The 26,659-nt window shown below is 32.7% G+C and carries 24 protein-coding genes; 17 read left to right on the top strand and 7 right to left on the bottom strand.

Annotated elements, in window-relative coordinates; translation table 11 throughout:
• Positions 1-6: 6 nt before the first annotated feature.
• On the bottom strand, positions 7-885 hold the full coding sequence (locus C8N41_RS13530; RefSeq protein WP_249033283.1) for a hypothetical protein: 879 nt from the start codon (positions 883-885) through the stop codon (positions 7-9).
• A 264-nt stretch (positions 886-1,149) separates the two neighbouring features.
• On the opposite strand from C8N41_RS13530, the gene C8N41_RS13525 reads away from it, so the two are divergent.
• A complete protein-coding gene (locus C8N41_RS13525; RefSeq protein WP_115839662.1) occupies positions 1,150-1,881 on the top strand; it encodes an NUDIX hydrolase in 732 nt (243 codons plus the stop codon).
• A gap of 106 nt (positions 1,882-1,987) precedes the next feature.
• Here C8N41_RS13525 and C8N41_RS13520 read toward each other — a convergent pair whose 3' ends face one another.
• The gene (locus C8N41_RS13520) at positions 1,988-2,341 is read right to left on the bottom strand and encodes a 4Fe-4S dicluster domain-containing protein (RefSeq protein WP_092443178.1); all 354 of its coding nucleotides are present in this window, start codon (positions 2,339-2,341) and stop codon (positions 1,988-1,990) included.
• Positions 2,342-2,494: 153 nt separating this feature from the next.
• On the opposite strand from C8N41_RS13520, the gene C8N41_RS13515 reads away from it, so the two are divergent.
• The 9 genes from C8N41_RS13515 (at position 2,495) to C8N41_RS13475 (ending at position 11,305) form a co-directional block, all read left to right on the top strand.
• Positions 2,495-3,556, top strand: a complete 1,062-nt coding sequence (locus C8N41_RS13515; RefSeq protein WP_115839824.1) for an acyl-CoA reductase — start codon at positions 2,495-2,497, stop codon at positions 3,554-3,556.
• A 275-nt stretch (positions 3,557-3,831) separates the two neighbouring features.
• A complete protein-coding gene (gene serC, locus C8N41_RS13510) occupies positions 3,832-4,893 on the top strand; it encodes a 3-phosphoserine/phosphohydroxythreonine transaminase (RefSeq protein WP_092443180.1) in 1,062 nt (353 codons plus the stop codon).
• 74 nt (positions 4,894-4,967) lie between these two features.
• On the top strand, positions 4,968-5,918 hold the full coding sequence (locus C8N41_RS13505; RefSeq protein ID WP_115839661.1) for a D-2-hydroxyacid dehydrogenase: 951 nt from the start codon (positions 4,968-4,970) through the stop codon (positions 5,916-5,918).
• Between the two features lie 104 nt (positions 5,919-6,022).
• Complete coding sequence (locus C8N41_RS13500; RefSeq protein ID WP_115839660.1) at positions 6,023-6,661, top strand: DUF937 domain-containing protein; 639 nt, start codon at positions 6,023-6,025, stop codon at positions 6,659-6,661.
• Positions 6,662-6,957: 296 nt separating this feature from the next.
• Entirely contained in the window at positions 6,958-7,395 is a 438-nt protein-coding gene (locus C8N41_RS13495; protein ID WP_092443186.1) for a DUF6146 family protein, read from the top strand.
• A gap of 49 nt (positions 7,396-7,444) precedes the next feature.
• Positions 7,445-7,939 carry a DUF6787 family protein gene (locus tag C8N41_RS13490; RefSeq protein WP_115839659.1) on the top strand — a complete coding sequence of 165 codons (495 nt, stop codon included), beginning with the start codon at positions 7,445-7,447 and terminating at the stop codon, positions 7,937-7,939.
• Complete coding sequence (locus C8N41_RS13485; RefSeq protein ID WP_115839658.1) at positions 7,936-8,277, top strand: hypothetical protein; 342 nt, start codon at positions 7,936-7,938, stop codon at positions 8,275-8,277. The genes C8N41_RS13490 and C8N41_RS13485 overlap by 4 nt, the downstream gene beginning before the upstream one ends.
• A gap of 40 nt (positions 8,278-8,317) precedes the next feature.
• Complete coding sequence (locus tag C8N41_RS13480) at positions 8,318-10,717, top strand: TonB-dependent receptor (protein ID WP_115839657.1); 2,400 nt, start codon at positions 8,318-8,320, stop codon at positions 10,715-10,717.
• An 18-nt stretch (positions 10,718-10,735) separates the two neighbouring features.
• The gene (locus tag C8N41_RS13475) at positions 10,736-11,305 is read left to right on the top strand and encodes a type 1 periplasmic binding fold superfamily protein (protein WP_115839656.1); all 570 of its coding nucleotides are present in this window, start codon (positions 10,736-10,738) and stop codon (positions 11,303-11,305) included.
• 50 nt (positions 11,306-11,355) lie between these two features.
• Here the strand turns inward: C8N41_RS13475 and C8N41_RS13470 are convergent, their stop codons facing one another.
• A complete protein-coding gene (locus C8N41_RS13470; RefSeq protein WP_092443196.1) occupies positions 11,356-11,634 on the bottom strand; it encodes a hypothetical protein in 279 nt (92 codons plus the stop codon).
• Positions 11,635-11,931: 297 nt separating this feature from the next.
• Here C8N41_RS13470 and C8N41_RS13465 point away from each other — a divergent pair, with 297 nt between their 5' ends.
• Genes C8N41_RS13465 through C8N41_RS13455 form a run of 3 tightly spaced genes read left to right on the top strand, consistent with a single transcriptional unit; the run spans position 11,932 to position 15,457 of the window.
• The gene (locus C8N41_RS13465; RefSeq protein WP_317124580.1) at positions 11,932-14,298 is read left to right on the top strand and encodes a DUF5916 domain-containing protein; all 2,367 of its coding nucleotides are present in this window, start codon (positions 11,932-11,934) and stop codon (positions 14,296-14,298) included.
• Positions 14,299-14,337: 39 nt separating this feature from the next.
• Positions 14,338-15,012, top strand: coding sequence for an ABC transporter ATP-binding protein (locus C8N41_RS13460; protein ID WP_115839654.1), 675 nt, complete (start codon positions 14,338-14,340; stop codon positions 15,010-15,012).
• Between the two features lie 25 nt (positions 15,013-15,037).
• Positions 15,038-15,457, top strand: coding sequence for a hypothetical protein (locus tag C8N41_RS13455; protein WP_092443201.1), 420 nt, complete (start codon positions 15,038-15,040; stop codon positions 15,455-15,457).
• 4 nt (positions 15,458-15,461) lie between these two features.
• Here C8N41_RS13455 and C8N41_RS13450 read toward each other — a convergent pair whose 3' ends face one another.
• Both C8N41_RS13450 and C8N41_RS13445 read right to left on the bottom strand, forming a co-directional pair.
• The gene (locus tag C8N41_RS13450) at positions 15,462-16,697 is read right to left on the bottom strand and encodes a DUF3999 family protein (RefSeq protein WP_115839653.1); all 1,236 of its coding nucleotides are present in this window, start codon (positions 16,695-16,697) and stop codon (positions 15,462-15,464) included.
• Positions 16,681-19,074 carry a DUF2339 domain-containing protein gene (locus C8N41_RS13445; RefSeq protein ID WP_115839652.1) on the bottom strand — a complete coding sequence of 798 codons (2,394 nt, stop codon included), beginning with the start codon at positions 19,072-19,074 and terminating at the stop codon, positions 16,681-16,683. The genes C8N41_RS13450 and C8N41_RS13445 overlap by 17 nt, the downstream gene beginning before the upstream one ends.
• A gap of 264 nt (positions 19,075-19,338) precedes the next feature.
• Here C8N41_RS13445 and fumC point away from each other — a divergent pair, with 264 nt between their 5' ends.
• The 3 genes from fumC (at position 19,339) to hutI (ending at position 23,581) form a co-directional block, all read left to right on the top strand.
• Complete coding sequence (fumC, locus tag C8N41_RS13440; protein WP_115839651.1) at positions 19,339-20,736, top strand: class II fumarate hydratase; 1,398 nt, start codon at positions 19,339-19,341, stop codon at positions 20,734-20,736.
• 82 nt (positions 20,737-20,818) lie between these two features.
• The gene (locus tag C8N41_RS13435) at positions 20,819-22,246 is read left to right on the top strand and encodes a T9SS type A sorting domain-containing protein (protein WP_115839650.1); all 1,428 of its coding nucleotides are present in this window, start codon (positions 20,819-20,821) and stop codon (positions 22,244-22,246) included.
• A gap of 99 nt (positions 22,247-22,345) precedes the next feature.
• Positions 22,346-23,581, top strand: coding sequence for an imidazolonepropionase (hutI, locus tag C8N41_RS13430; RefSeq protein ID WP_115839649.1), 1,236 nt, complete (start codon positions 22,346-22,348; stop codon positions 23,579-23,581).
• Between the two features lie 63 nt (positions 23,582-23,644).
• Here the strand turns inward: hutI and C8N41_RS13425 are convergent, their stop codons facing one another.
• A complete protein-coding gene (locus tag C8N41_RS13425) occupies positions 23,645-24,532 on the bottom strand; it encodes a chromosome partitioning protein ParA (RefSeq protein ID WP_092443218.1) in 888 nt (295 codons plus the stop codon).
• Between the two features lie 113 nt (positions 24,533-24,645).
• Between C8N41_RS13425 and C8N41_RS13420 the strand changes: the two genes are divergently transcribed.
• Complete coding sequence (locus C8N41_RS13420) at positions 24,646-25,665, top strand: formimidoylglutamase (RefSeq protein WP_115839648.1); 1,020 nt, start codon at positions 24,646-24,648, stop codon at positions 25,663-25,665.
• 151 nt (positions 25,666-25,816) lie between these two features.
• On the opposite strand, the gene C8N41_RS13415 is transcribed toward C8N41_RS13420, so the two are convergent.
• Positions 25,817-26,644 (bottom strand): mechanosensitive ion channel family protein, encoded by an 828-nt coding sequence (locus C8N41_RS13415; protein WP_115839647.1) that lies wholly within the window; start codon positions 26,642-26,644, stop codon positions 25,817-25,819.
• Between the last annotated feature and the right edge of the window lie 15 nt (positions 26,645-26,659).

The raw sequence follows: 26,659 nt of genomic DNA, 5'->3' as shown, positions 1-26,659 counted from the left end.
ATTTATTTAGAATAGAGTGATGTCTAATTGTATCACTGTTTTTTCCTGTTCTGGGTTCCACATCAGCGTGACATCTACTGGGATGGTGTGTTGCAATACGTCAAACTGCTTATTATAAGTAGCGCCTACCTTAATTATATTTCCGGCACCTTCAGTATAAAATGTTTTATCTGTTATAAATGACCATGCGCCACCAGCAAATAATGACAGACTAGAATCTGTATTTTGCCAGACCCTACTATTAACTTCAAAATAATGGGTCCAAGAATCTTTTAATTGCCCATCCTCTTGAATCTCATAATCACCAGATCCACCATTTATAATAGTAGCAAAATACAGTAAGGTATTCGGTGTTATATTATAGCCAAAATTAAGATCTACAAAGTTGTAACCTTGTGTTTTATCATAGCTCCAATACTCTAACTTATCTCCCCTTTCTTCTACTCCTGTGTAATTATTATGCGATACAGCTTCTATAAAAAATTTATCAGAAAAACGATATTTAGTATAGATAGACACCTCTTTATAATAAGCACTTTCATTTTCACCGGTGGATACATTTTTAACGTCTACTGTAGAAAAACTTGCACCTCCCCAAAAGCCAAATGTAAACTTCTTGTTTCGGGAATTGTATTCTAAACTACTCGCTATCATAGCACCAGGATGCACCACAAAGCCATGCCATGTATGCATATTTTTGATATGAGCGCTCAAGCTAAATGGAGTATACTCATCCTTATTAGTTTGCTTTCCATCAACTTGCGCAGCACTAAAGTTAAACATTCCGAAGAGTATAATTGCAAATATTACATAAGATTTAGATAACCCTATACGAGAATAACTACTTGAACTGTCATTGAACTCTATTTTTAGATTTTTTCTCATAATAACTTGATTAAAAATAATAAAAATTATAAACGTCATTTGTACGTTTATTTTTCAAATGTATTATAAAATTTTATAAAAAACCTAATATTTTTCAAATAAATCTTTATTATTTTATCATTTAGGTATGTTATATTGATATATTTATGCTAAATATTGAATAAAAATTACTAATATTGCTAATGTAAATATGACGTTTAATAACAAACAACTTTATTTATTTTATTGTATTATTAGAACATCATTACTAAATAGAAATCATTTATGAAGCCCGAAAAAATATTAAATATCTCTGTAGATTGTGTAGTATTTGGATATGATGTTAACACCAAAACATTAAATATCTTACTGATTCCTCGTTATTTAGAATCTAAAGGTAAAGTACTGGTTGATGATTTTGTATTAACAGGTTACCACGTGTATAATCACGAAACATTAGACGATACCGCTACACGTGTCTTAAAAGAATTAACAGGATTAACCAACCAGTATAAAAAACAATTTAAGGCCTTTGGTAACCCCAATCGTCTCACTAATGAAAAGGATTTAATATGGATTAAAAATGAAGAATTTAATTTAAGAACCATTACGGTTGCCTATTATTTCTTACTTAATACTGAAGACGTAGATCTTAGACATAACAAGCACAAAGCCCAATGGTTTCCTGTAAATGACTTACCCGAGTTAGGTTTTGATCATAAAAAAATCATTAAGGAAGCTTATGAAGATTTAAAAATTAAATGTTTATCAGAACCCATCATATTCAAGCTATTGCCTGACAAATTTACAATTAATGATGTACAAGATTTATATCAGTCCATTTTAGGAATTCAAATAGACAATCGTAATTTTAGGCGCAAACTCATTAATAAAAAATATATTATTGCCTTAGACGAAAAACAAGTTGGTGTATCTAAACGACCAGCACAACTCTATATGTTTAGTAAAGATATTTATGACAAAATGTTTCAGAAAAATTATCTCATTAGCATTTAACCTTCGCTCTCACAACACATATACTTGGACCACAAGGTCTCAACAAAAAAATCCTAAGTCTATAAGACTCAGGATTTTTTTATCTAATGTCATTTAAAGGACGAACTTAGTCCTCAGGATGCATAAAACGTTGCTTTCCTAGTAAGGTCTCCTCTGACTCTACATGGTCTTCATCAGGAACACAACAATCTACCGGACAAACAGCAGCACATTGCGGCTCTTCATGGAAGCCCACACATTCCGTACATTTATCTGGCGCAATATAGTATACTTCGTCACTTATTGGTTCTTGTGTTTCATCAGCATCAACTTCTTCTCCGTTTGGTAACACCACCTTACCATTTAAACTTGTACCATCAGAATATCTCCAATCGTCAGCACCTTCATAAATAGCAGTATTTGGACATTCTGGCTCACATGCTCCACAATTTATACATTCGTCAGTGATTATAATTGCCATAAATTTCTATTTTTATTGATCATTAAAAATGAGTCTTACTTAATTCTAAAAAATTTAATTTATTATCAAAATCAAACCTTTTCTTGCTCATTTGCTTTGCTTAAATTTGCAGTTGCAAAAATAAAGCCAAAACATCGCATAACCAAACCCATTATGGATTTACAACAAAGAATTAACGCATTTGTAAAATTAGGCGCCTTTTTAAATCAATTTCAAAAAGACGGATATATTAAAAATGATAACGTACAAGCAAATGATTTGTTTTTTGACGGCTTTAAACATCAAATAAAACTGGCACAAGAACACAATGGTTGGTTTACAAAAAAGAACATCACTTTTGCTACTAACAATTGGTCTAACGCACTTACCAATAAAAATATAAACCAATGGCTCAGCGCTTATAACTTTAATCTAAAAACACCTCAAACAGTGGCTATTATTATGGCCGGAAATATTCCGTTAGTCGGGTTTCATGATTTTTTAAGTGTGCTCATTTCTGGTCATCATGTGTTAGTAAAACAATCTTCTAATGATAAACATTTACTACCTTTTTTAGCAAAATATTTAGAGGTAGTAGAACCCGAATTTAAAGGTAAAATTAAATTCACAGAAGACCGATTGGAAAACTTCGATGCTGTTATTGCAACCGGAAGTGATAATACAGCACGTTATTTTGAATACTATTTTAAAAATAAACCATCGATTATACGAAAAAACAGAAATTCTGTTGCAGTACTTAAAGGAAACGAAACTAAAGAAGAATTAGAAGGTCTATCGGATGATATTTTTAGATATTATGGATTAGGCTGTAGAAATGTAGCAAAATTCTTTGTCCCAAAGGATTATAATTTTGATGCTTTTTTTAATGCTGTGTACAAATGGCATCCTATTATTAACGAATCTAAATACGCTAATAATTACGACTACAATAAGGCTGTGTATTTAATGAGTGAGTTTGATATGTTAGAAAATGGTTTTCTAATGATTAAAGAAGACGACAGTTATGCCTCACCTATTGCAACATTATTTTACGAAAAATACAATGATATCGCAGAATTACAGGAGAAGCTTAAGACGGATTCAGATAAGATTCAATGTGTAGTTGCTAATGGCTTTTCTAATAATGAGGTCGCATTTGGCGAGACTCAAAATCCTCAACTTTGGGATTATGCAGACAATGTAGATTCTATTGATTTCTTATTAAGCTTATCTTAAAGTCACATATATAGTGACCATTGCATTTTTAGTGAACATATTGGTAAACCAGTTATCTATTTTCTGCTGTCAATACCTGTAAAAATATAAAGCCTGATTACGAAATGAAGATTTTTTAGGATATAGAAAATATTCAAACAAAATCGTCAAAACAAGGCTTAAAAATTATCATTTTCATAACACATTTTAGGCAATTAATTAGCACCTTTGTAGCTATCAAAAAATAATAGATTCAGAATTTATTTGTTAAGATTCTGAATTAAATTCATAGTAGAATGAAAAAACATAATTTTAGTGCAGGACCATGTGTATTACCAAAAACGGTAATTGAACAAGCAGCAGCGGCAGTTTTAAACTTTGACGACGGGTTATCTTTGTTAGAAATCTCTCACAGAAGTAAACCATTTGTAGATGTGATGGAAAACGCACGATCCTTAGCATTAGAACTGTTAGGCCTCGAGGGTAAAGGCTACAAAGCGTTGTTTCTTCAAGGTGGAGCAAGTACTCAATTTTTAATGGTAGCTTTAAATTTACTAGAAAAAAGAGCGGGTTACTTAAACTCCGGAACTTGGGCAGACAAATCCATTAAGGAAGCAAAAATTTACGATGATATTTACGAAGTAGGCTCATCTAAAAATGCTAACTACAATTATATACCAAAAGGTTACGAGATTCCAGAAGATTACGATTATTTTCATTGTACATCTAACAACACTATTTTCGGAACTCAAATGAAAAGTTTTCCAGACTCACCAGTTCCTATGGTATGTGATATGAGTAGTGATATCTTTTCGCGTCAATTAGACTTCTCAAAATTCGATTTAATTTATGCTGGTGCTCAAAAAAATATGGGACCTGCAGGAACAACCTTAGTGGTTGTTAAAGAAGATATATTAGGAAAAGTATCGCGCAAAATCCCATCAATGATGGATTATAAAGTACATATTAGCAAAGGAAGTATGTTTAACACTCCTCCTGTATTTGCTGTGTATACATCAATGCTAACTTTAGAGTGGTTAAAAAATCTTGGTGGTATTAAAGCTATTGAAGCAGAAAACGAAAAGAAAGCGAGATTAATCTATTCTGAAATTGATTTAAACCCATTATTTAAAGGGTATTCCGTTAAAGAAGACCGTTCTATGATGAACGCTACTTTTACTCTAGAAAACGAAAACTTAAAAGAAACTTTTGAGGCTATGGTAAAAGAAGCAGGCATTAATGGTATCAACGGCCATAGAAGTGTTGGTGGCTATAGAGCTTCTATGTATAATGCTTTATCTTTAGACAGTGTTAAAGCATTGGTTGAAGTTATGAGTGAACTAGAAAGCAAAGCTTAAGTCACACAGCAAAAACAATAATATCAAAATTTAATAAGTTTCCGTAGCTACGGAAATGATAAACATATTTCTCAATGAAAGTATTAGCAAACGACGGAGTTTCTCAAAGTGGAATTAATGCATTAGAAGCAGCAGGTTACGAAGTCATTACAACCACAGTTGCACAAGAACAGTTAGAAAACTACATTAATAAAAATGACATCGATGTTTTGTTAGTGAGAAGTGCCACAACTGTACGAAAAGATTTAATTGACAACTGCCCTAGCCTAAAAATTATAGGTCGTGGTGGAGTTGGCATGGATAATATAGATGTAGATTATGCACGCAGCAAAGGACTGAGTGTTATTAATACACCTGCCGCATCCTCACACTCTGTTGCCGAATTGGTATTTGGACACTTTTATGGTTTAGCGCGTTATTTACACAACTCTAATCGCGATATGCCTTTAGAAGGTGATTCTAAATTTAAAAACTTAAAGAAAGCTTATGCAAAAGGAACCGAACTTAAAGGTAAAACTTTAGGTGTTTTAGGTTTTGGACGTATAGGACAAGCCACAGCTAAAGTAGCAATCGGAGCAGGAATGAAAGTAGTAGCTTTCGACCCATTTATAGAAAAAGTAGACCTTCAACTCGATTTCTTTGATGGCCAAAAATTAAATTTTGAAATAAAAACCGTTTCAAAAGAAGAGGTATTAAAACAAGCAGATTTTTTAACTCTACATGTACCAGCTCAAAAAGAATATGTCATTGACGAAGCTGAATTTAAACAAATGAAAGATGGTGTTATTATCGCCAATGCAGCGCGTGGTGGTGTAGTTAACGAAGTGGCTTTAGTACAAGCTATTCAAAGTGGTAAAGTTTCTAGAGCTGCTTTAGATGTTTTTGAAAAAGAACCACAACCAGAAATTCAATTATTAATGAATCCTGCTTTATCATTAACTCCACATACTGGTGCTGCAACCAACGAAGCACAAGATAGAATTGGTAGTGAATTAGCTGAACAAATTATATCTATATTAGGTTAGCATAAAAAAAATGTGACCAAACTGAATAAAATGAGTCCTACTATTGTGGGACTTTTTTTGTACCTTGAAATACTTAATATTATTAATTTTATACAATAAACAAAATGGCAGGAATTTTAGACTTATTAAACAGCGACTTAGGAAAAAACATCATTAGTGGTGTTTCTGGATCTACCGGAACAGATCAAAGCAAAACAAGTAGTGTGCTAACCATGGCTTTACCTGTACTTATGAAAGCAATGGAACGCAATGCGTCTACTCCAGAAGGAGCAGCCGGACTTATGAGTGCATTAAATACCAAGCACGATGGCAGTATCTTAGATAACCTTGGTGGTTTATTTGGTGGTGGTGTAGACGACAATGTAAAAGATGATGGAGCCAAAATTCTTAGCCATGTGTTAGGTAGTAAACAACAAGGAGTGGAACAAGTTATAGGACAAAAAGCAGGTTTAGACTCTAGTTCTGTAGCTAATATATTAAAAGTGGCAGCTCCAATTTTAATGGGAGTTTTAGGAAAACAAGCCAGCCAAAATAATGTGAGTTCGCAATCTGATATTAGCGGACTTTTAGGTGGTTTACTGGGAGGAAGCAAGACACAAAATGAGCAAAGTTTCTTAGAAAAAATATTAGATGCTGATGGTGATGGAAGCGTTATTGATGATGTAGCTGGTATGGTTTTAGGAGGTGATAATAAAAGTACTGGAGGTATTGGAGGGCTTTTAGGTGGTATCTTTGGTAAATAAAATTCTGTTTTTTTTTATAATTGTAAAAGCAGTGCGTTTATAACGGGCTGCTTTTTTTATTACCACTATGCCAAACTATATAAATGTATAGCTTTACGTATTCAAAATACCCGTTTACTTATTTTCTATTGTATTAACGATGATTCTATCGTTACTTTGTGGTGTTAAATCGAAGTAAAACTTTAATAACACTAACAATTTTTTAATATCTTTAATATTTATGGTTCACTAATGTGATGTTTAAATTTAGAACATAACATTATAATCTTGAGCCTATAAAACAATAGAACAAATACATGAAAAAGATTATCCCATTTATCGTTGTCCTTATTTTAATTGCAAGTTGCAAATCTTATAATTCTAGTCCAGTAATTAACAATGGAAACGAATATAGTTTAATACAAAACGATACCGTATCTATTAGCAGCGATGAAAACGATTATGAAATCATTATTATAGAACCTGGCTTTAATTCTTGGTTACAAAGTACAGCAAGACCAGAAGGCTATCACTCTCAAGAATGGTTAGAAACCAGAAACGCTATTTTGGTGCAAGCCTGGAACCAAAGACAGCTACAACCTCACACCTATGATCCAAATCTATACGAGGTAAGAATAGATTATGACACACGCACTGATTACGGTTATGAGGTAAATTACAAACTTTATAATTATTTTCTCTATTTCCAATTAACCTACAACCAACGTTTATCATCTTTTATGCCTAGAATTTAAGACAAAAAGACACCATAATTTACTAAATTTGCAGCACTGATAATGTGCTATGAAAAAATTTAAAGAACAATGGGAAATTCAACACAATTGGCAACTGGTCTTTCCTTTTTTTGGCTTGCTAATTTTGCTCTATTCCGCTTTTAAAATAGCAAATGCGTTTTTAGAACAATATGGACAAATATTGACTATAGTTGCGACGCTCCTTGTTTTCTTTATTTTATTAAAAATTACGTTGTTCATATTTAAAAAATTAGAAAACAAATGGATTCTTAAGTATCGCTGGGAAATGATTCGTGTGTTTATGGTTTTTGCTTTCACCGGAACATCATCTTTATACATAGCACGACCTATTATAGCATTAATGGGAATTACTAAAGAAAACTTAACACCTATTGTTTATTGGGTTTTATTCATTATCATTGGGCTCATTTTTTATCAGATCCTTTTAGTGACTTATGGATGGCTTTTTGGTCAGTTTAAGTTTTTCTGGGAATTCGAAAAAAAAATGCTAAGTAGATTAGGTTTAAAACGTTTTTTTAATTGAATATAAACGCTGTTCTTTCTTCTCTTTTTAGAACATTAGCATTAACGCTAGTGCTGGCTGTGCTATGCCCTTCAGTTATAAAACTAAATCACGTATTCACCCATCATAAACACCATAGTTGTGAAGAAGATAAATCTATAACAACTCACTTTCACGAGGCTGATATTGATTGCGATTTTTACAAGTTTAAACTCACAAACCATTTATTTATTTTTATAAATAATGATGACAGCCTTATAGACGAAGCTATCACTACGCAAGCGGTTTCGTATTATAATACTTTAAAAGATTATACTTATTTTACAAGATCTGTAAGAGGACCTCCTGTCAATTGTTAGAATACTTTTTTTTCTAATACTCTCTTATTAATCGATTTGAATGAAACCAATAATTATAGGCTTAGTTTTAGCTATTTCCAGCTTTAGCTTTAGCCAAAACTGCAATTATACATTTTTAGGTGAAGTCAAAGATTTTCATGATGGGACTTCCATAGCATCTGCCACCATTTACATTAAAGAAAATGATAAATATTTAATGTCGGATTTAGATGGAAAATTCAAAATTGAAAATCTGTGCACAGGCCCTTTAACGTTGACTATTTCTCATGTTGGATGCGAAACTAAAACAGTATCGTATACCATAAATAATGACGTTTTTAAAGTTATTTCCTTAGAACACCATCTAGAGGAATTAAATGAGGTTGTCGTAAATTCTCATTTAAAAACGGAGGGTACAAGTATAGAGCAATCTATTAATAAAGCAGCGTTAGAAAAGTATACCGATAAATCATTAGGAGATGCTTTAAACTCTATGAGTGGTATTTCTTCATTAAACACTGGTAGTACTATTGTAAAACCAATGATACATGGTTTACATAGTAGTAGGTTGTTAATTGTTAACAATAACGTACGTATGTTCGACCAAGAATGGGGAGATGAACACGCACCAAATATCGATATCAATTCTAGTCATAAAGTGGAAGTGATAAAAGGAGCTAACACCTTAAAATACGGAAGTGATGCTATTGGTGGTTTAATACTTGTGCAACCCAAAAGATATGTGGCGCAAGACAGCCTATTTAGTAGCACTACCCTTTCATTAAATTCTAATGGACGTGGAGGCAATATTAACACTGAACTTATTAAAACCTATAAATCTGGGTTTTACGGTAGATTACAGTCTAGTTATAAACAGTTTGGAGATTTTGAAAGTCCAGATTATATTTTAACCAACAGTGGTATAAGAAACTTTAATGCATCAGCTAGAATTGGCTATAGAACTTTTGAAAAAGGTTTTGACGCCTATTACAGTGTAGTGCATAATGAATTAGCCATTTTAAAAGCCTCTCACATCGGTAATGTTGGAGATTTAGTAGCTGCCATTAACAGTAGAGAACCTCGTGTTATCGAAGACTTTTCATACAGTATCGATGATCCGAGACAAGATATCCTTCACCATTTAGCCAAAATAGAAGCGTATAAACGATTTCAAAATTTAGGAAAATTAACAGTTCAATACGATATGCAAATCAATAGACGAAAAGAATTTGATGTTAGACGAGGACGTTTTGCAGATACACCTGTCGTAGACCTTCGACTTTTCACCAACTCATTACAGTCTAATTTACATATGGACTTTTTGGAAAATTTGAAACTAGACGCTGGTGTGCTATTCCGTTACCAACAAAACGATGCTGTTTCAGGCACTGGAGCGAATCCATTAATTCCTGATTTTGATAAATATGATGCTAGTATGTATCTAATTGGTAACTATAATTTAAATGCAACTTCTGAGTTTAGTGCTGGAACACGTTATGATTTTACGCGTATTGAAGCTGAAAAAAATTATAACCTCACCGACTGGAATGACACCTATAATTATGATGAGCTATTTCCTCAGTTTGAAACTAATGAAATCGATAATTCAGAGATTCTTACACGTCCAGAATTTACATTTCACAACCTTTCTGCTAACTTAGGATATGCTAAACAATTTAAAAACAATACATCATTATTTGTTAATTACGGTTTAGCGACAAGGGTTCCAAATCCTTCAGAGTTATTTAGTGATGGGCTACATCATAGCGCTGCTAGAGTTGAAATAGGATTATTAACCCTAAACAAAGAAGTAGCACATAAAGTTGCCGCGTCTTTTGAAAAAAACAACCATAATTTCGGGTTTTCAATCAGCCCTTATTACAAATATATCAATGATTATATTCAGCTAATTCCTACCGGAATTACAACAACGATAAGAGGGGCATTTCCTGTATGGAAATACAATCAGGTAAATGCGCAAATATTTGGCGTTGATATTGATGTCAATAAAAAAATAACTGAAAAATTTAATTATAAAGGCAATTTGAGTTTGTTGCAAGGAGATAATCTTTCCGAAGATATACCACTTACTCATATGCCTTCAACAAACTTCATAAATTGTATAACATACTATAATGAAACTTTAAATCAATTATCTATTGGTTTAACACATAAAACTGTATTACAACAAAACAATTATCCGGACTATAATTTTTATACATTCGATCCTGTATTACAAGAGGATGTATTTGTAGATATTAGCTCCACTCCACCAGCCTATTCATTATTTAGTTTTAATAGTTCCGTTAATTTTAAAGCATTTAAAACAGGAACATTACTATTAGAATTGAATATCGAAAACTTATTAAATACATCTTATAACGAGTATTTAAATAGACAACGTTATTTTGCTAATGAATTAGGCCGAAATATTAATTTAAAAATAAAAATCAATTATTAACTCAAACGAAATAGAATTATGAAAAACATAAAATCAAAACATTCAATTAAATTATTAGCCCTACTTTTTGTATCAAGTTTAGCATTTGTAGGTTGCTCTAGCGATGATGACGATCACGACGATCACGACCATGAAGAAGAACTGATCACTACAGTTAGATATACTTTAACCAACGGAACAGATGTTGTTACCTTAGAATTTCAGGATTTAGACGGAGAAGGTGGAGCTGACGGCACGTATGATGTTTCTGGTCCATTAACTGCAAATACAACTTATGTTGGTGAAATACAATTATTAAATGAAACTGAAAATCCGGCTGACAATATTACTTTAGAAGTTGAAGACGAAGGTGATGAACACGAGTTTTTCTATACAACATCAATTTCGGACATTACTATTTCTAAAGATGATTTAGATGTTGATGGAAACCCAGTTGGTATAGAAACAACACTCGTTACTGGTGATGCTGGTACTGGTTCTCTTACTGTAGAACTTATCCACGAACCTACAAAACCAAACGACGGAACTTCCGCAAGTGCTGGTGGTAGCACAGATGTTGAAGTTACGTTCTCTATAGAAGTTCAATAAATAGTTTTTTTGTAATACAGTAAAAAAAGCACTCCATGGAGTGCTTTTTTTTATGCTTTATTATTAGTGTGATCTTTCTTAAACACATAGGTATAAAACCACATCATCGTAAAGGTTGGGATCACATCAAAGCCAGGTAAGGCTTCTTCTACTAAGGTTATTATACCTGCGACTTTACCTGCCTTTCCTTTATATAATTTGGTCATTAACCAACCTGAAATTGGTGCCCAAATAATATCCGAAAACTCACCTATTCCTGGAATTATAAAGGATACCAAACCAATAGCATCAAAAAGTAACCCTATTCCTAATTTTTTATATTTATTCATATACTATTTTAATTACCACTAATTTAGAGCAATAATTATTCCAAATACAATCTACTGACATTATTAGACTCTTAAAGCATCGGGTTATTGCAACACCAATTTCTATTTTAACGTTTAATTAAGAGTTTGACTTAATTTCGGAACTTAGTTTTGCAAACGTAACTATGTATCAACCGCTTTAATTTTTTCATTTTCACCCCTTTATAAACGACCAACACTACTATGAGCCTCCGTTCTTTAACACTTATGCTTATTTTTTTAAGCTATACAATTGTTTGCACTGCACAACCGAAAAAATTGTTAACGATTCAACGTACAGCAGAAGCTCCAAAAATAGATGGAATTTTAGATGATGAAGTTTGGAAAAACGCACACATAGCGACAGGATTTGTATCCAGTAGACCCGAAATTGGTAAAATAGCACCAAAATCAGAACGTACTGAAGTAAAAATGACCTACGATGATAATGCTATTTATGTTGCTGCTTACCTCTATGATCATCCTACTAAAATTATGAAACAACTTACGAGTAGAGATAATTTTGGCCAAACCGACTATTTTATTCTTGTATTAAACCCAAATAACGATGCTCAAAACGATACGGCATTTTATGTATTTAGCTCAGGACAACAAGCAGATGCCATACAAAACCCTTCGATAGGTGAAGATTTTGGTTGGAATGGCGTTTGGGACAGTGCTGTGAGCATAAAACACGATGGCTGGATTGTTGAAATGAAAATTCCATACCGTACCTTACGTTTCTCTGACCAAAAAGAACCTACTTGGGGAATTCAATTTCATCGCGAGTTTAGACGATCGAGAGCAAGATTTACTTGGAACCCAATTGATCCCACTCAAGGATATTCCGGATTATACCATGCCGAAGTTAAAGGACTCAAAGATGTAAAACCTCCGGTGAGACTGAACCTCTACCCTTTTACAACAGGTATTGTAAATAATTTTGATGGTGATACAGAAACAGACTTAAAATTTGGAATGGATGTAAAATATGGGCTTACTGATAATTTTACATTAGATGCAACTTTGGTACCTGATTTTAGTCAAGCCGGATTTGATAATATCGTATTAAACTTGGGACCTTTTGAACAAACTTTTTCTGAACAACGTCAATTTTTTACTGAGGGTGTCGATTTATTTTCAAAAGGAGACTTATTCTTTTCAAGGCGTATTGGAAATAGACCTAGTGGAACCGTAGAACTCAATGAAAACGAAGAAATCACTATACCTTCTGAGGTTAAAGTATTAAATGCCATTAAAGTTTCAGGAAGAACAAAGAGTGGTTTGGGTGTTGGTTTCTTTAATGCTATTACCGAAAAAACTACCGCTACTATTACAAATGCTCTTACCAACGAAAAACGTAATGCTATTGTAGAACCTTTTACTAATTACAATATTGTTGTCGTTGACCAACAGTTTAATGGTAATTCGTCTGTAAGTCTTATAAACACTAATGTGCTCAGAGAAGGCTATTTTAGAGATGCTAATGCTACTGCATTAGTTGCTAATATTATTAATAAACGAAACACGTATAGCGTTTCTTCCAACTTGCGTATGAGTAACGTCAATTATCAAAATACAGCAAATGAAACGGGTTATAGCAGCTATTTTAAACTGGCCAAAATTTATGGTAATTTTCGCTATAGTCTAGAACACAGTTTTGCAGATACTAAATTTAATAACAACGACTTAGGACTATTATTGCGAAACAATTATAACTCTTTTAGCTCTGCTGTCTCATATCAAACTTTTGAGCCTAGTGGCAATTTAAATAACTATAGTATTGAAGCGTATTTTAACTACAATAGACTAGTACAACCCAATGTGTTTTCGCAATCAAATTTAGGTGCATCGTATAGGGCTACGACCAGAGATTTAGATGGTTTTGGTTTTAGGCTAGATATAGAACCAGGCGAACAAAATGATTATTTTGAATCGAGAGACGGCAGACCGTTTATCTATGAAAATTATGTGAGTACAGGTGGCTGGTTATCTTCAAATTACAACAGACAATTTGCATTAGATTTTAGCGCCAATATGGGCACATTATTTGAAAACGGTAGAGCGTTATTTACCTATGATATTGAAGCGAAACCTCGTGTAAGACTCAACAACAAATTGTTACTCATATACCAGTTCTATTACGATTTTGCAAATGGTGAACGTGGCTATGCAACTTTGGAAGACAACCAACCACTTTTTGGTGAACGTAACCGACAAATTATAACGAATAGTCTCTCCGCCAACTACGCATTTAATCCTCATAATTCTTTAGCTTTAAGTTTTAGACATTATTGGGATACGGTTACTTATGATGATAATTTATTTACATTATTGGATTCTGGTCGATTAACAACCGATTCCGGATATACAACGGATTCTATTAGTACAAATCCAGATATCAATTTTAGCACGTGGAATTTTGACTTAAGCTACTCATGGCAATTTGCACCAGGAAGCTTTTTAACCGCTTTATATAGAAACCAATTATTTAATTCAGATACTATAACGGAATACAACTATTCAGAAAGCATGGCGAATTTATTTGATCAGCCCATTCAGCATACCCTATCGGTACGCGTTCAATATTTTCTTGATTTTAATAGTATTAAATCTGTTTTCAATTCAAATAAATCTGATTCGTAGTTTTGTAGAATTAGGCATTAAGTATTACTTTCACATCGTATGAGCAAAACTGTTATTTCCGCAAAACAAATTAAGAAAGCCTATAAAGATTTGGAAGTCTTAAAAGGTGTAGATTTAACCATTTTAGAAGGTGAAATTATTTCTATTGTGGGCGCTTCTGGCGCTGGCAAAACAACGCTACTTCAAATTTTAGGCACTTTAGATAAACCCGACTACAAAACTGACACAGAACTGGTTATCAACACGCAGTCCATAAAAAATTTAAATGATAAATCTTTAGCGAAATTTAGAAATAAGAACATTGGTTTTATATTTCAATTCCATCAACTATTACCTGAGTTTACAGCTTTAGAAAACGTATGTATTCCTGCCTTTATACATAACACACCAAAAGCGGAAGCAGAAAAATGTGCTATAGAATTATTGGATTATCTCGGTTTAAAGGATCGTATTCATCACAAACCTAACAGTATGTCTGGTGGCGAGCAGCAACGTGTGGCCGTAGCGAGAGCGCTAATTAATAATCCAAATATTATATTCGCCGATGAACCTTCAGGAAATTTAGATAGCGAATCGGCAGATCAATTGCATAAATTGTTCTTTAAATTAAGAGATGAGTTTAATCAAACCTTTGTTATAGTAACGCATAACCATGATTTGGCTGAGATGGCAGATCGTAAACTTACAATGGTAGATGGTAAGATATTAGGTTAATAATTTTTTTAAAATTGTTTACTAAATGAATCCAGATGATAACGCTGAATTAATAATACAACAGAAATCAATAAGTAAGGCTCTAGCTCTAATTTTTATTCCAATATTTTTAATAATTGTAGGGCTTACCTTAATTCGAAATAATTCATTGAGTTTCCTCGAAAAAAAGTATAGGAGCATTCACAACTCATACTATTCTGGAAAAATCACGAATTTATTTTTAGAAACAAATAGTGGGGCCCAAAGAACTATTAGAATAGATAATACATGGAATAAAGAAATTCCTTTTTTTATTTATAACGAATTAAACATAGGAGATTCACTATTTAAAATAGCAGAATCTGATTTTGAATATTATATTAAAACAGCTAATAATGATACTATTATCTGGGACGTGAATAAATTTTATAGAACTAAATACCTCAACAAACTCAATAAAAAATAAAAGCCTAACGCATCGTCTTCAACATCTTTAGTGTAAAACCTCCCAACAATAAAATGACAACTCCAATGATAGCCCAAAGCCAATAACTATTTTCAAATAGCGGTTGAACTTTAGGATCCAAGCTATGAAGAATAACATCCTCTTTACCCACTTCTAAAGCAATTAACTCTTCCGGTATGTTTGTTTCAAATTTGGCAATATCATAAACTGGTTCTCTGGCTGAAGGATAACCATAAACTAGCATATAAATTGCTGGTTCTGTAAATCGTACGATGAGTTGAAATTGATAACCTTTGGCAGAAACATCAGCAATACGTAATGGCTGGTTATTATCATTATAAATGGTTACCCTTAAGTGTTTTGCAATGGTACTTGGAAACTTAAATAGATTCTGTTCCATTGAGTTTAATGTGCCACTAGTTATCGTTTTATAATGATATTTAAAACCTTTTTCAGTTAATGTACTGTCTCTCCTATATTCTATCTTAAAAGGCCGATAATAATCGAATGTATTGCTCACATTGATATGTAACTGACTAAGAGGCACTGCTTTCTCTAACTCTAAATTAATAACGGTGTTTTTCAGTGTTTTATCATCTGTTGTTTCTAACTTTTTAAGGTTGTAAGTGGTATAATGACCAGCTATAGTTTGGTAATTAGAAAGCTGTGCAGATTCTAATTGTGGAGGTTCATTATCTTTTACAATAAGTCGATAATATTTAAATTTAGAATCTGGAAACTCTAATGTAGTAAATTTAAAATTTGTCGATTGATTTTTAATTGAAAGAATTCTATAATCTTCAAGAATCGTAAACCATTCTTGTTGATTTTGACTTCCTTGCAATTCAATTTTCCAATCAAAATTAGAGCGCTTAAAATCTAATTCTATATGATTAATTAAGGCTTCAGAATTTAATTGAAAAGTAAAATAATGCCCTTTTTCTCCCTTTGTTTTATTTATAATTTTAAAAGGCAAAGCTTTATATTCTATTTTTTCGGATAAGGCTTTTAAAACATAGGGAGCTTCAATAGTATCTGTTTGGGCTGTAATGCCGTAGATTCTAAGATCGGACATTTCCGAATTTAATTTTCCAAATACAGCCTCAGGTATTGTAAGTTGGTGCCAATCGTTAGACACATTTTGCAGAGAACGCTTATAACCATAGTGCTTCATTTGTGCAAAACTCAAGGTCGTAAACCCTACGCATAACCCTATAATTATTTTAGTGATTGACGTCATTTGTAATCTTGTTTTTAAATTTATTATATAAGAATGAAGTGATTAAAAGCAGTACACCCAAGGACACAAACACAATGGTTTTAGATATAGTATTAAGGTGTACAATATCATAGAAAAATAGTTTTATAAGCGTTATACCAAAGAAAATCATTCCACCAATTCTTAAGTATGCCTTGTCTTTCCAAATCCCAAAGGCAATCAACAAAAAGGAATAGACTCCCCAAAGTATGCTTAATCCTAATTTATATTCACTAGAGGATTGTCCAATATCTAACCAATGAATAAGCTCACTACTCAACACCCAAATTAACGATAGATGAAGTAAAATGTCATAAGCGATTTTAAAACTTTTAGTAACCGCTTGGCGCTTAATAAACTTATAACATGTAAATATTGCTAGAGCCAAAAAGATAAATGACACATACCTAATCCATAAATGATATGAAGATTGCGCAAAATACTCTGAACCACTTAGATAACTTTCGCGCAACTCACTTATGGCGTACAACCCTTGTGATAAAAACAAAAGAATTGTTATAACATTAAATATAATCGCTATTTTCTCGAGTAATGTATGTTTAGTAAACCTAATACTAACGTAAGCTAAAATAGCCATAAATACTAATGAGTAATTAAGTAACCAAATAGTTTTAAAATGAATTAAATCAAGGTTATACGTCGTATTTCCATAATCGCCATTAAGATTTGTATGTATAGCAGATAAATGATATTCCTGGTCCCAAAACATGCCTATTTCAAGTCTAAACGCAAAATAAGTACTCAAAATAAAGATTGCTGGAACAACCACCGACCATAATTTGCTCCAAAAAGTATCCGATTGTATCCCTGAAACATAGTTAGCTTTGCGTTGTATCCATAAGATAAAACCAAAAGCTGCGACAAATAACATTGAACTTAAAAATTGAATGTTGAAAATTACAGTAAAAATATCTTCAATATCATAACCATAGAATGAGCTATAAGCATTAGACCAGTCTTCTATTAAACTCAAAAAAGCTAGAATCATAAGCGGATACGATAGTTTTTCGTATATAGCAATACTTTTTGCCCGACCCATCCAAAATAATAAAGCCGCTTCAGTCACCCATAATAAGGTGACCCAATTCCCATTTAATTGCACAGGAATAGTAATTGTAATAAACACCATGACTAAAGCAGATGCTAAATAAAACAATTTTTTATCTCCTAATTTCAGTCTATAGAAAAGTACGCTTACAATAAAATGAATAACCGCATTGCTTAAGGTAAATAACCCTAATAATTGTTCACCAATGTTATCTTCTATTAAAATACTATAACCTAAGCCATAGAAAATAAATGAATTAAGAAGAAGTAAAATAACATCACTAGAATTATAGACCTCTTTTTTAATCAGTTTGTATGCGATAAATGTAATATAGAAGATGAAGAAAAATACCATTAAAAAAGCCAATGCCAAATAGTATTGTTCACTATAATCATAATCAAAAAAGATCCATGATGAAAAAATAAGCCATGTAAATATAAAGGCTGCGTAGTAAAGCGATTTCCAGTATTTTTTAAAGGATATGATTAAGATACCTATATTTATAATTGCGATATAACTAAATAACACTTCCACTTTTCCAGAATCATCGCTTAGCAAAAACGGCACAGCATAGGCTCCTACTAAACCAATGTGCGCAATAACCTGTCTGTTATAATTAATAGCGGCAACAATAGTAAACGTAGTAAAAATCACCATGAGTACAAACGTCACTAATTGCGGTAAAAGAGCGTAAAAGCTATAAGCGAAAAAGGTTATAAAATACAAAATTACAATAGAGCCACTGACTAAAACCGCACTATACGAGTCGTATTTCTTTTTGAGCTTTATTCCAAAACCTAATAAACCAATTGCGGTTAAATAGCCTAGAATGATTCGGGTAGTTGGACTTATTAAATCATTTTCTATAGAATATTTAGCGCCAATTGCCACACCGATAATAAGTATAATAACTCCGATTTTACTTAATATATTTTCTCCGATAAACCTCTCTAAGCTCGACTTGGATTTTGGTTTTTCATTAAAACGAGTCTCACTATTTACTGCAACATAAGCCATCTGATATTCCGTTTCAGAAATGGACTCTAACATTTGTTCTTTAGGCATCTCAGCTGTAACTTCTTGTTCAGACGAAGCTTCAATGGATGGAGAAAGAGGTGGCACATTTAGGTCTTCTTTCTGAGGACGTGCAGTATTGTCTACAGATTCGTTTTTTAACTGATACAATTCTTGTTTCAAACGATCAATTTCCGATGAAAACTCCGCTTGCTTTTTAAACAATAATTCTAACTTCTCAATAAGTTTATCAATAAGCTCTTGATTTGTCGCCATATAGATTGGATTTGGTCATCTTTTTATTAAAAAAGACACAACTAAAATAACGCATTAAATTTTAATCGTGATTATTAGATCTAATGGCTTACTTAGTATAAAGTTTTTTCAAAATATAAAATGAAATATACTGTTATCGCTAACTTGCAATTTACTTGAAAAAATTATTAGAAACATGTGATAATTTCTGTAAAATAAATCTAACCATAATCTCTTAAAAATCTTACAAAACCATTAAATTTGTGTAGCTATAAATACAGTATTATGAATTACCGAATAGAAAAAGACACTATGGGCGAGGTTAAAGTACCTGCCGACAAACTTTGGGGAGCTCAAACCGAGCGTTCTCGTAATAATTTTAAAATTGGAGCTCCGGCTTCGATGCCTCTAGAAATCGTACACGGTTTTGCATATTTAAAAAAAGCAGCTGCCTATACCAACTGTGAATTAAATGTATTATCTAAAGAAAAGCGCGATTTAATAGCACAAGTTTGTGATGAAATACTCGCTGGTAAACATAACGATCAGTTCCCTTTAGTTATATGGCAAACAGGTTCTGGTACTCAAAGTAACATGAATGTTAACGAAGTGGTAGCCAACAGAGCGCATCAAATTGCAGGACATGTTATTGGTGAAGGCGAAAAAACGATTCAACCAAATGATGACGTTAATAAATCACAGTCTTCTAACGATACTTTTCCTACAGGAATGCATATTGCTGTGTATAAAAAAGTTGTAGAGACTACCATCCCAGGAGTAGTACAATTACGAAATACATTGCACAAAAAAGCACAGGAATTTAAAAATGTTGTAAAAATTGGTCGTACGCACTTAATGGACGCAACTCCCTTAACCTTAGGACAAGAATTTTCTGGATATGTATCGCAATTAGACCACGGTTTAAAAGCTTTAGAAGCAACTTTAGCACACCTTAGCGAATTAGCTTTAGGTGGTACAGCAGTAGGAACAGGACTAAATACACCTGAAGGTTATGATGTTTTAGTGGCTAAGTATATTGCTGATTTTACAGGTTTACCATTTGTAACTGCTGAAAATAAATTTGAAGCTTTAGCGGCACATGATGCTATTGTTGAAACCCATGGAGCTTTAAAATTATTAGCCGTATCCTTAAACAAAATAGCGAACGACATTAGAATGATGGCGTCTGGACCGCGTTCTGGTATTGGCGAAATCATAATTCCTGCAAATGAACCAGGCAGTTCTATTATGCCAGGAAAAGTAAACCCAACACAGTGTGAAGCCTTAACTATGGTTTGTGCACAAGTAATGGGCAATGATGTGGCAATATCTGTTGGTGGCACACAAGGTCATTACGAACTTAACGTATTTAAACCAATGATGGCTGCTAATATTTTACAATCTGCACAATTACTTGGAGATGCATGTGTTAGTTTTGAAGAACACTGTGCTAATGGTATAGAACCAAACCACCAAGTGATAAAAGAATTGCTTAACAACTCATTAATGTTGGTTACGGCTTTAAACACAAAAATAGGGTATTATAAAGCTGCTGAAATTGCTAATACTGCTCATAAAAATGGCACTACGTTAAAAGAGGAAGCTGTAAACTTAGGCTATGTTTCTCCTGAAGATTATGACGAATGGGTAAAACCAGAAAATATGGTAGGAAGCTTAAAATAGCAATAAAACGATTAGGTAAATCCACGAAAAGGGACAGCTAATAATAAATTATTATATTCGTATAGATAAATCAAGGAATATTATGGAAAAAAAATTACTCGTATTTTTTATTGTTGCCTTTATATGCAACTTTAATTACGCCCAAGATTGGGTACTCAATAATGTTGATCCTGATACAGGTGATGAGGCCTATGAAATTGCTTCTGGAGATATTGATGGTGATGGAGATATGGATATCGTTATGGCAACTTATGATTATAATGGCGGGACTCCAAACCAAGATTATATAAAATGTTACCTCAATGATGGTGATGGAAATTTTCCCATTACGATTACCGTATCTTCTACTATTCATTGGGTCGATGGCTTAATATTAGCAGACGTTAATGAAGATGGCGCAGAAGATATTGTAGCCACCTCTGCGAACCAAAATAAATTAGTATACTATCTCAGTTCTACAAGTATGGATGCTTCTTACACCTATACGGAAGTCGCTGTAGATGATGCTCTTATCGGTCCAGGTCAGGTTGTTGCTGGCGATATTAATGGAGATACTCACGTTGATTTAGTATCAGTATCTTACGATACAAACCGTACACCGTGGTATTCTGGCGATGGATTAGGGAATTTTACAGCAGAAGATGATATAGAAAACGCAACCTCTAATGGTCCTTACTATGTTGATCTTGGTGATTTTGATGCTGACGGAGACTTAGATGTGTTAGTCGGCTATTATAATACAGGTTCTATCGAAATATTTTATAATCAGTATGATGATACTGATCCTGACCCTGCCTCTACTGTATCATGGGTTCAAGATACTGAAACTGTAGATTCTGGAAATCCATATTTATTTGTCATTGCATTTGCTGATGTTAACAATGATGGCACACTAGATGTGGTAAAGTTAGATAACTCTTCAGGTGAAGTTGAATGGTTTAGTAAAATTAAAAACGGAGCATCAACGGCTTATACTATTTCAGACGAAAACATTATTTCTAGACCAGGTGCCTTTGAAGTTGTCGATATTGATGAAGATGGATTAAACGATTTTATTCTTACGGATAGTGGTGCTAGTGATGATGCTATTATTTGGTTTAAAGGCGCAAGTAATGCTGCTCCAAGTGCAACACCACAACTTATTATTAATAACAATTATCAAATGTTTGATATTACAACGGCCGATTTTGATGGTGATTCGGATATAGACATTGGAACTATAGGTAATTTTAGTGATACCGTAGATTGGATAGAAAATATTCTCAATGGATTAACTATTGATAATTCTGAATTAAATTCAATTAGCATCTACCCTAACCCAACTAAAGATGTCTTAACTTTTGAAGGTTTTAACACCGAAATTACGGTTTCTGTTTTTGATATGTTAGGCAAACAAGTGCTTAGTCAAGCATTACAAAATGGAGAAAAACTTAATGTTTCACAATTAGAACGCGGCGTGTATACTTTGAAGGTGAACAGTGCGTTGACCACAAAATTTATAAAAGAATAATCGTAATATTCTTTAAAAAGTTAAAAACGCTAGTATATTTTTATACTAGCGTTTTTTTATGTTCAAAAAAATAATAATCTTTACAAAAAACACCAACATATGTCTCTACTCATTACCAACATTAAGCAACTCATCCAGGTTCATGAATACAATACTACAATCGTTAAGGGCAGCGACATGAAAAATCTACCAATCATAGAAAATGCCTACCTCTATATAGAGAATGATACTATTATTGAATTTGGAGACATGAAGGATTGTGAAGGCTTTGATGCTGAAACTACCATTGATGCTTCTGGTAAATTGGTTTTACCGTCGTGGTGTGACTCACACACACATATCGTTTATGCTGGTGACCGTACCTCAGAATTTGTAGACCGTATTAATGGATTATCGTATGCCGATATTGCAAATAAAGGAGGTGGCATTTTAAACTCCGCAAAAAAACTTCAAGATACTTCAGAAGATGTATTATTTGAACAATCCTTAAAGCGATTAAATGAACTAATTGCCATGGGAACCGGAGCTGTAGAAATAAAAACCGGTTATGGTCTAACTGTGGAAGCCGAATTAAAAATGCTTCGGGTCATAAAACGATTAAAGCAAGAAAGTTTAGCCGTAATTATTCCTACTTTATTAGCTGCTCATGCTATTCCTGAAGCTTATAAAAATAATAAACAAGACTACATTCATTATATCACAGAAGAGCTAATACCGAAAGCTGCTGAATTAAATATCACAAATTATATTGATGTATTCTGTGAAGATGGCTATTTTGATATAATTGATACAGATGCTATTTTAAAAGCAGGCAAAACCTACAATTTACAACCTAAAATTCATGTTAATCAATTTAATATTTTGGGAGGCATTGCATTAGGCGTAAAACACAATGCATTATCTGTAGATCATTTGGAAGAACTGAATGACGATGATATAAAGGCATTAAAAGGAAGTGGTACCATGCCTGTAGCATTACCGGGTTGTTCTTATTTTTTGAGTATTCCGTATACTCAAGGACGTAAAATTATTGATTCAGGTTTACCTTTAGCTATTGCTACAGATTATAATCCTGGCTCTGCACCAAGTGGAAATATGAATTTTGTGGTTGGTGCTGCTTGTGTAAAATTAAAACTAACACCTGAAGAAGCTATAAATGCAGCCACTATAAATGGCGCTTATGCCATGGGAATAAGTAATATGTACGGAAGCATTACTCGTGGTAAAAAAGCGAACCTCATTATTACAAAACCTATGAATCATTATAGTGAAATCCCTTATGCTTTTGCGCATAATCCTATTGATCAAGTCATTATCAATGGTCAGTTATTGTAACAAAAAAAAAATCCAGAAGCGAACTTCTGGATTTTTTTTTATCAATTAATTAATATATCCCATTTACTTTAATGTAAATTCTGAAGAAGATATTAAGGCTTTATCGCTAAATACATTTATTTTATAACGCCCTTCTTCAAATTTAGAATCTTGTAATTCGTTAATATATTCACATATATTTAAATTTCTATTTTCGTAGTTAAACCTACTAATTAAACTGTAATTAAGAACCTCATCCTCAAACTCAATCTGCTCGTTAGAACCCAATACATTATTCTTAGGGTCTATCACTTGCACATACAATTCTTTATCACCAGCTTCAGCTAGCATATTTTTAGCTACTGTAAAACACACTTTAATTTTATCACTACGTCTTGCACGTTCTGTAGGGATTTGCTTACCGCTGTTTCTTTCAATGACACCCATACCAACTAATCCAACGGTTTGTAATGCTGCAGCATCTTCAACTACAGTGGCTAATTGTGTATTTTGTACTAATAATGAATCTGTAAACATTGTACGTTCGGCTAACTGCACCTGTGTGCTATCTAAAGAAGATGCTAAATACTGATTTTCCCCTTTTAAACGATCATTTTCAGTTAATAAAACATCCATTTCTTCTTGTAGAGCGAGATACTTCTTTTTGTAGTTCCATAAGCTACCAACGCTATTTTGAGATATTTTTAAAGAGTCCATTAAACCTTGAATACGCTCTCTTGCCGCAATTAAATCCTGATTTTTTAATTCACTTTCTGCAATCGCTTCGTCATAATCTTTGGCCATGTTGCTAAGATCATTCATTACCTGCTTTTTCTCGTTCATTAATGTTTTTTCATTCTCTTGCTTTTCACTATAAAGCTTAGAGGTGTAGAACGCAGTTACTAAAAATAATACTAATAATATCCCTAATCCTACTTTTAATCCTGTACTTGATTTTTGTGTACCTTCCATAAGTTATTCGGTTTTAAGTCTTGTTAATTATTGTTTGTTTTTATTGTTAACTTGAGGTGAATGTAATTAAATAAAACTGTACATTTAATTTATTATTTCAATTTTTTATCCAAATGGAACATCTTATATTATTTACAGAAAAAGAAAAACAACTGCTTTTAAAGAAACGTAAAGGTGAAACAAAATTTGGAGAACATGTTCGGGTAATTCCTAACCTCACTAACATATACGATGATATTGTTAATTTAGACGTTGATTATGTTGTTTTTGGCATTAAAGAAGACATCGGAGTTACTGCAAACCACGGAAAAACAGGAACTTATAAGGCTTGGGATGCGACTCTAAAAGTTTTGTTAAATATACAGAGTAATATTTTTACATCTGCAAAACGGGTTTTAATTTTAGGTCATTTAGATTATACCGATGAACGCCATACTATAGCTGATTTAGACCTCTCTAAAAAGAAATCAATATCTAAAGCTAGACAACTTGTGAGCTCTATAGATAAAGACGTGACCTATACGGTATCCTCTATTGTTAAAGCCGGAAAGATACCTGTTATTATTGGAGGTGGTCACAACAATGCTTACGGTAATATTAAAGGTAGTGCCTTAGCAAAGAATCACAGAATTAATGTGGTGAATTTTGATGCACATTCAGATTTTAGAGCCGAAGAAGGTAGACATAGTGGCAACGGGTTTAGCTATGCGTTTGCCGAAGGATTTTTAAAGTACTACTTTATTTTCGGTTTGCACGAAAACTATACCTCTGAGACCTTATTAAAAACAATGAAAAAAGTAAAAACCTTAAAATACAATACCTACGAGGACATGGAAGTTAGAAAGGAATTGAATTTTAGTTCCGAAATAAAATATGCTTTAGATTATGTGTCTGAAAGGCCATTTGGTATTGAAATAGATTGTGATGCTATTAGAAATATTGAAAGTAGTGCCATGACACCAAGCGGCTTTAGTGTTAACAAGGCGCGACAATTTGTTCATGGGTTTGGGAAGCACAAAAACGCAACATATCTTCATATTTGTGAAGCTGCTCCTACTGCAAATACAGCATCTCAAATTGGGAAACTTATTACCTATTTAATCACCGATTTTATTCGTGCTCATAAATTTTAGGCTTCTCAATCCGCTTTATATTATTCTCACTTGCTTTTGACTCAAATAAAAAATCCTATTCAAATTATTGAATAGGATTTTTAAATCGTCAAGTACATGCAGGATTTCATTTTATGAAAATATATAAAAATCTATAACCCTAACCTTATAGTTAATCCTGCATTTGTACTTGATTTTCTACAATATCTTTAATAGGAACGACAAGCTTCCCATCTGCATTAATTAAAATCACTGAAATACTTTTTACTTCCTCAATGCTATAGATTTTATCATTGAAAATAATTTTTTGTCCAACCTCAAAAGTTTTTCGTGCGTAAAAGGTATTTAATAATTTAGCGACAACTTCTCTGGCTCCCAAACCAAATGCAATAGAAAATGCTAACAAGAAACCAGCAATAATCATATTAATATTATTGGTAATGATTTCTGTATTAATACCTGCTTGGTTTAACGCTGTTATAGAAATAAAAGTAAGCAGTAAAAAGAATACAATTTGGCTAATCATTTTTCCTCCAGATAAATCCATAGATTCAAATACTTTTTTCAACCCGTTCTTTACAAAATTGGCAAAAATTAAACCTATGATAAAAATGATTAAGGCGGCAATTAATTGTGGTATATATGCTAGTAATGAGCTAATTTGATTAGAAATAATCTCTAATCCCATAATATCAGACGCCGTTACTAAGAGCACAATATACATGATCCATTTTACCGCACCAGAAACAATCTTAACCGTATCGAAGTTGAGCTTTTTATCTTCAATAATTTCAATTTCATTTAACTTATCATCTAATTTATTAGCCTTTGCTAACTTTAAAACTTTTTTAATAAGTTTAATAATTATCTTGGTCACAATCCAACCAATAATCAATACAATTAATGCCCCAACAATATTTGGAAAAATTTTAGTAATCTCTAACCACATTGTGGTTAATGATTGCATGGCAATATCTTTAAATTCTGTTATTTTATCCATACCTCTCTTTTATTG

The sequence above is a fragment of the Winogradskyella sediminis genome, from assembly GCF_003387355.1.
In the GTDB taxonomy this organism is placed as follows: domain Bacteria; phylum Bacteroidota; class Bacteroidia; order Flavobacteriales; family Flavobacteriaceae; genus Winogradskyella; species Winogradskyella sediminis.
Note: the sequence above shows the minus strand (reverse complement) of the source record. Positions and strands in the feature narration are given on the sequence as shown.

Bases quoted from the DNA above. Each gene is read 5' to 3' on its own strand.
- C8N41_RS13460 (WP_115839654.1), top strand. From the start codon at position 14,338: ATGAGCAAAACTGTTATTTCCGCAAAACAAATTAAGAAAGCCTATAAA.
- C8N41_RS13480 (WP_115839657.1), top strand. From the start codon at position 8,318: ATGAAACCAATAATTATAGGCTTAGTTTTAGCTATTTCCAGCTTTAGC.
- C8N41_RS13475 (WP_115839656.1), top strand. From the start codon at position 10,736: ATGAAAAACATAAAATCAAAACATTCAATTAAATTATTAGCCCTACTT.
- C8N41_RS13495 (WP_092443186.1), top strand. From the start codon at position 6,958: ATGAAAAAGATTATCCCATTTATCGTTGTCCTTATTTTAATTGCAAGT.
- C8N41_RS13515 (WP_115839824.1), top strand. From the start codon at position 2,495: ATGGATTTACAACAAAGAATTAACGCATTTGTAAAATTAGGCGCCTTT.
- hutI (WP_115839649.1), top strand. From the start codon at position 22,346: ATGTCTCTACTCATTACCAACATTAAGCAACTCATCCAGGTTCATGAA.
- C8N41_RS13530 (WP_249033283.1), bottom strand. From the start codon at position 885: ATGAGAAAAAATCTAAAAATAGAGTTCAATGACAGTTCAAGTAGTTAT.
- C8N41_RS13415 (WP_115839647.1), bottom strand. From the start codon at position 26,644: ATGGATAAAATAACAGAATTTAAAGATATTGCCATGCAATCATTAACC.
- C8N41_RS13525 (WP_115839662.1), top strand. From the start codon at position 1,150: ATGAAGCCCGAAAAAATATTAAATATCTCTGTAGATTGTGTAGTATTT.
- C8N41_RS13470 (WP_092443196.1), bottom strand. From the start codon at position 11,634: ATGAATAAATATAAAAAATTAGGAATAGGGTTACTTTTTGATGCTATT.
- C8N41_RS13500 (WP_115839660.1), top strand. From the start codon at position 6,023: ATGGCAGGAATTTTAGACTTATTAAACAGCGACTTAGGAAAAAACATC.
- C8N41_RS13420 (WP_115839648.1), top strand. From the start codon at position 24,646: ATGGAACATCTTATATTATTTACAGAAAAAGAAAAACAACTGCTTTTA.
- fumC (WP_115839651.1), top strand. From the start codon at position 19,339: ATGAATTACCGAATAGAAAAAGACACTATGGGCGAGGTTAAAGTACCT.
- C8N41_RS13435 (WP_115839650.1), top strand. From the start codon at position 20,819: ATGGAAAAAAAATTACTCGTATTTTTTATTGTTGCCTTTATATGCAAC.
- C8N41_RS13520 (WP_092443178.1), bottom strand. From the start codon at position 2,341: ATGGCAATTATAATCACTGACGAATGTATAAATTGTGGAGCATGTGAG.
- C8N41_RS13490 (WP_115839659.1), top strand. From the start codon at position 7,445: ATGAAAAAATTTAAAGAACAATGGGAAATTCAACACAATTGGCAACTG.
- C8N41_RS13505 (WP_115839661.1), top strand. From the start codon at position 4,968: ATGAAAGTATTAGCAAACGACGGAGTTTCTCAAAGTGGAATTAATGCA.
- serC (WP_092443180.1), top strand. From the start codon at position 3,832: ATGAAAAAACATAATTTTAGTGCAGGACCATGTGTATTACCAAAAACG.
- C8N41_RS13445 (WP_115839652.1), bottom strand. From the start codon at position 19,074: ATGGCGACAAATCAAGAGCTTATTGATAAACTTATTGAGAAGTTAGAA.
- C8N41_RS13455 (WP_092443201.1), top strand. From the start codon at position 15,038: ATGAATCCAGATGATAACGCTGAATTAATAATACAACAGAAATCAATA.
- C8N41_RS13450 (WP_115839653.1), bottom strand. From the start codon at position 16,697: ATGACGTCAATCACTAAAATAATTATAGGGTTATGCGTAGGGTTTACG.
- C8N41_RS13425 (WP_092443218.1), bottom strand. From the start codon at position 24,532: ATGGAAGGTACACAAAAATCAAGTACAGGATTAAAAGTAGGATTAGGG.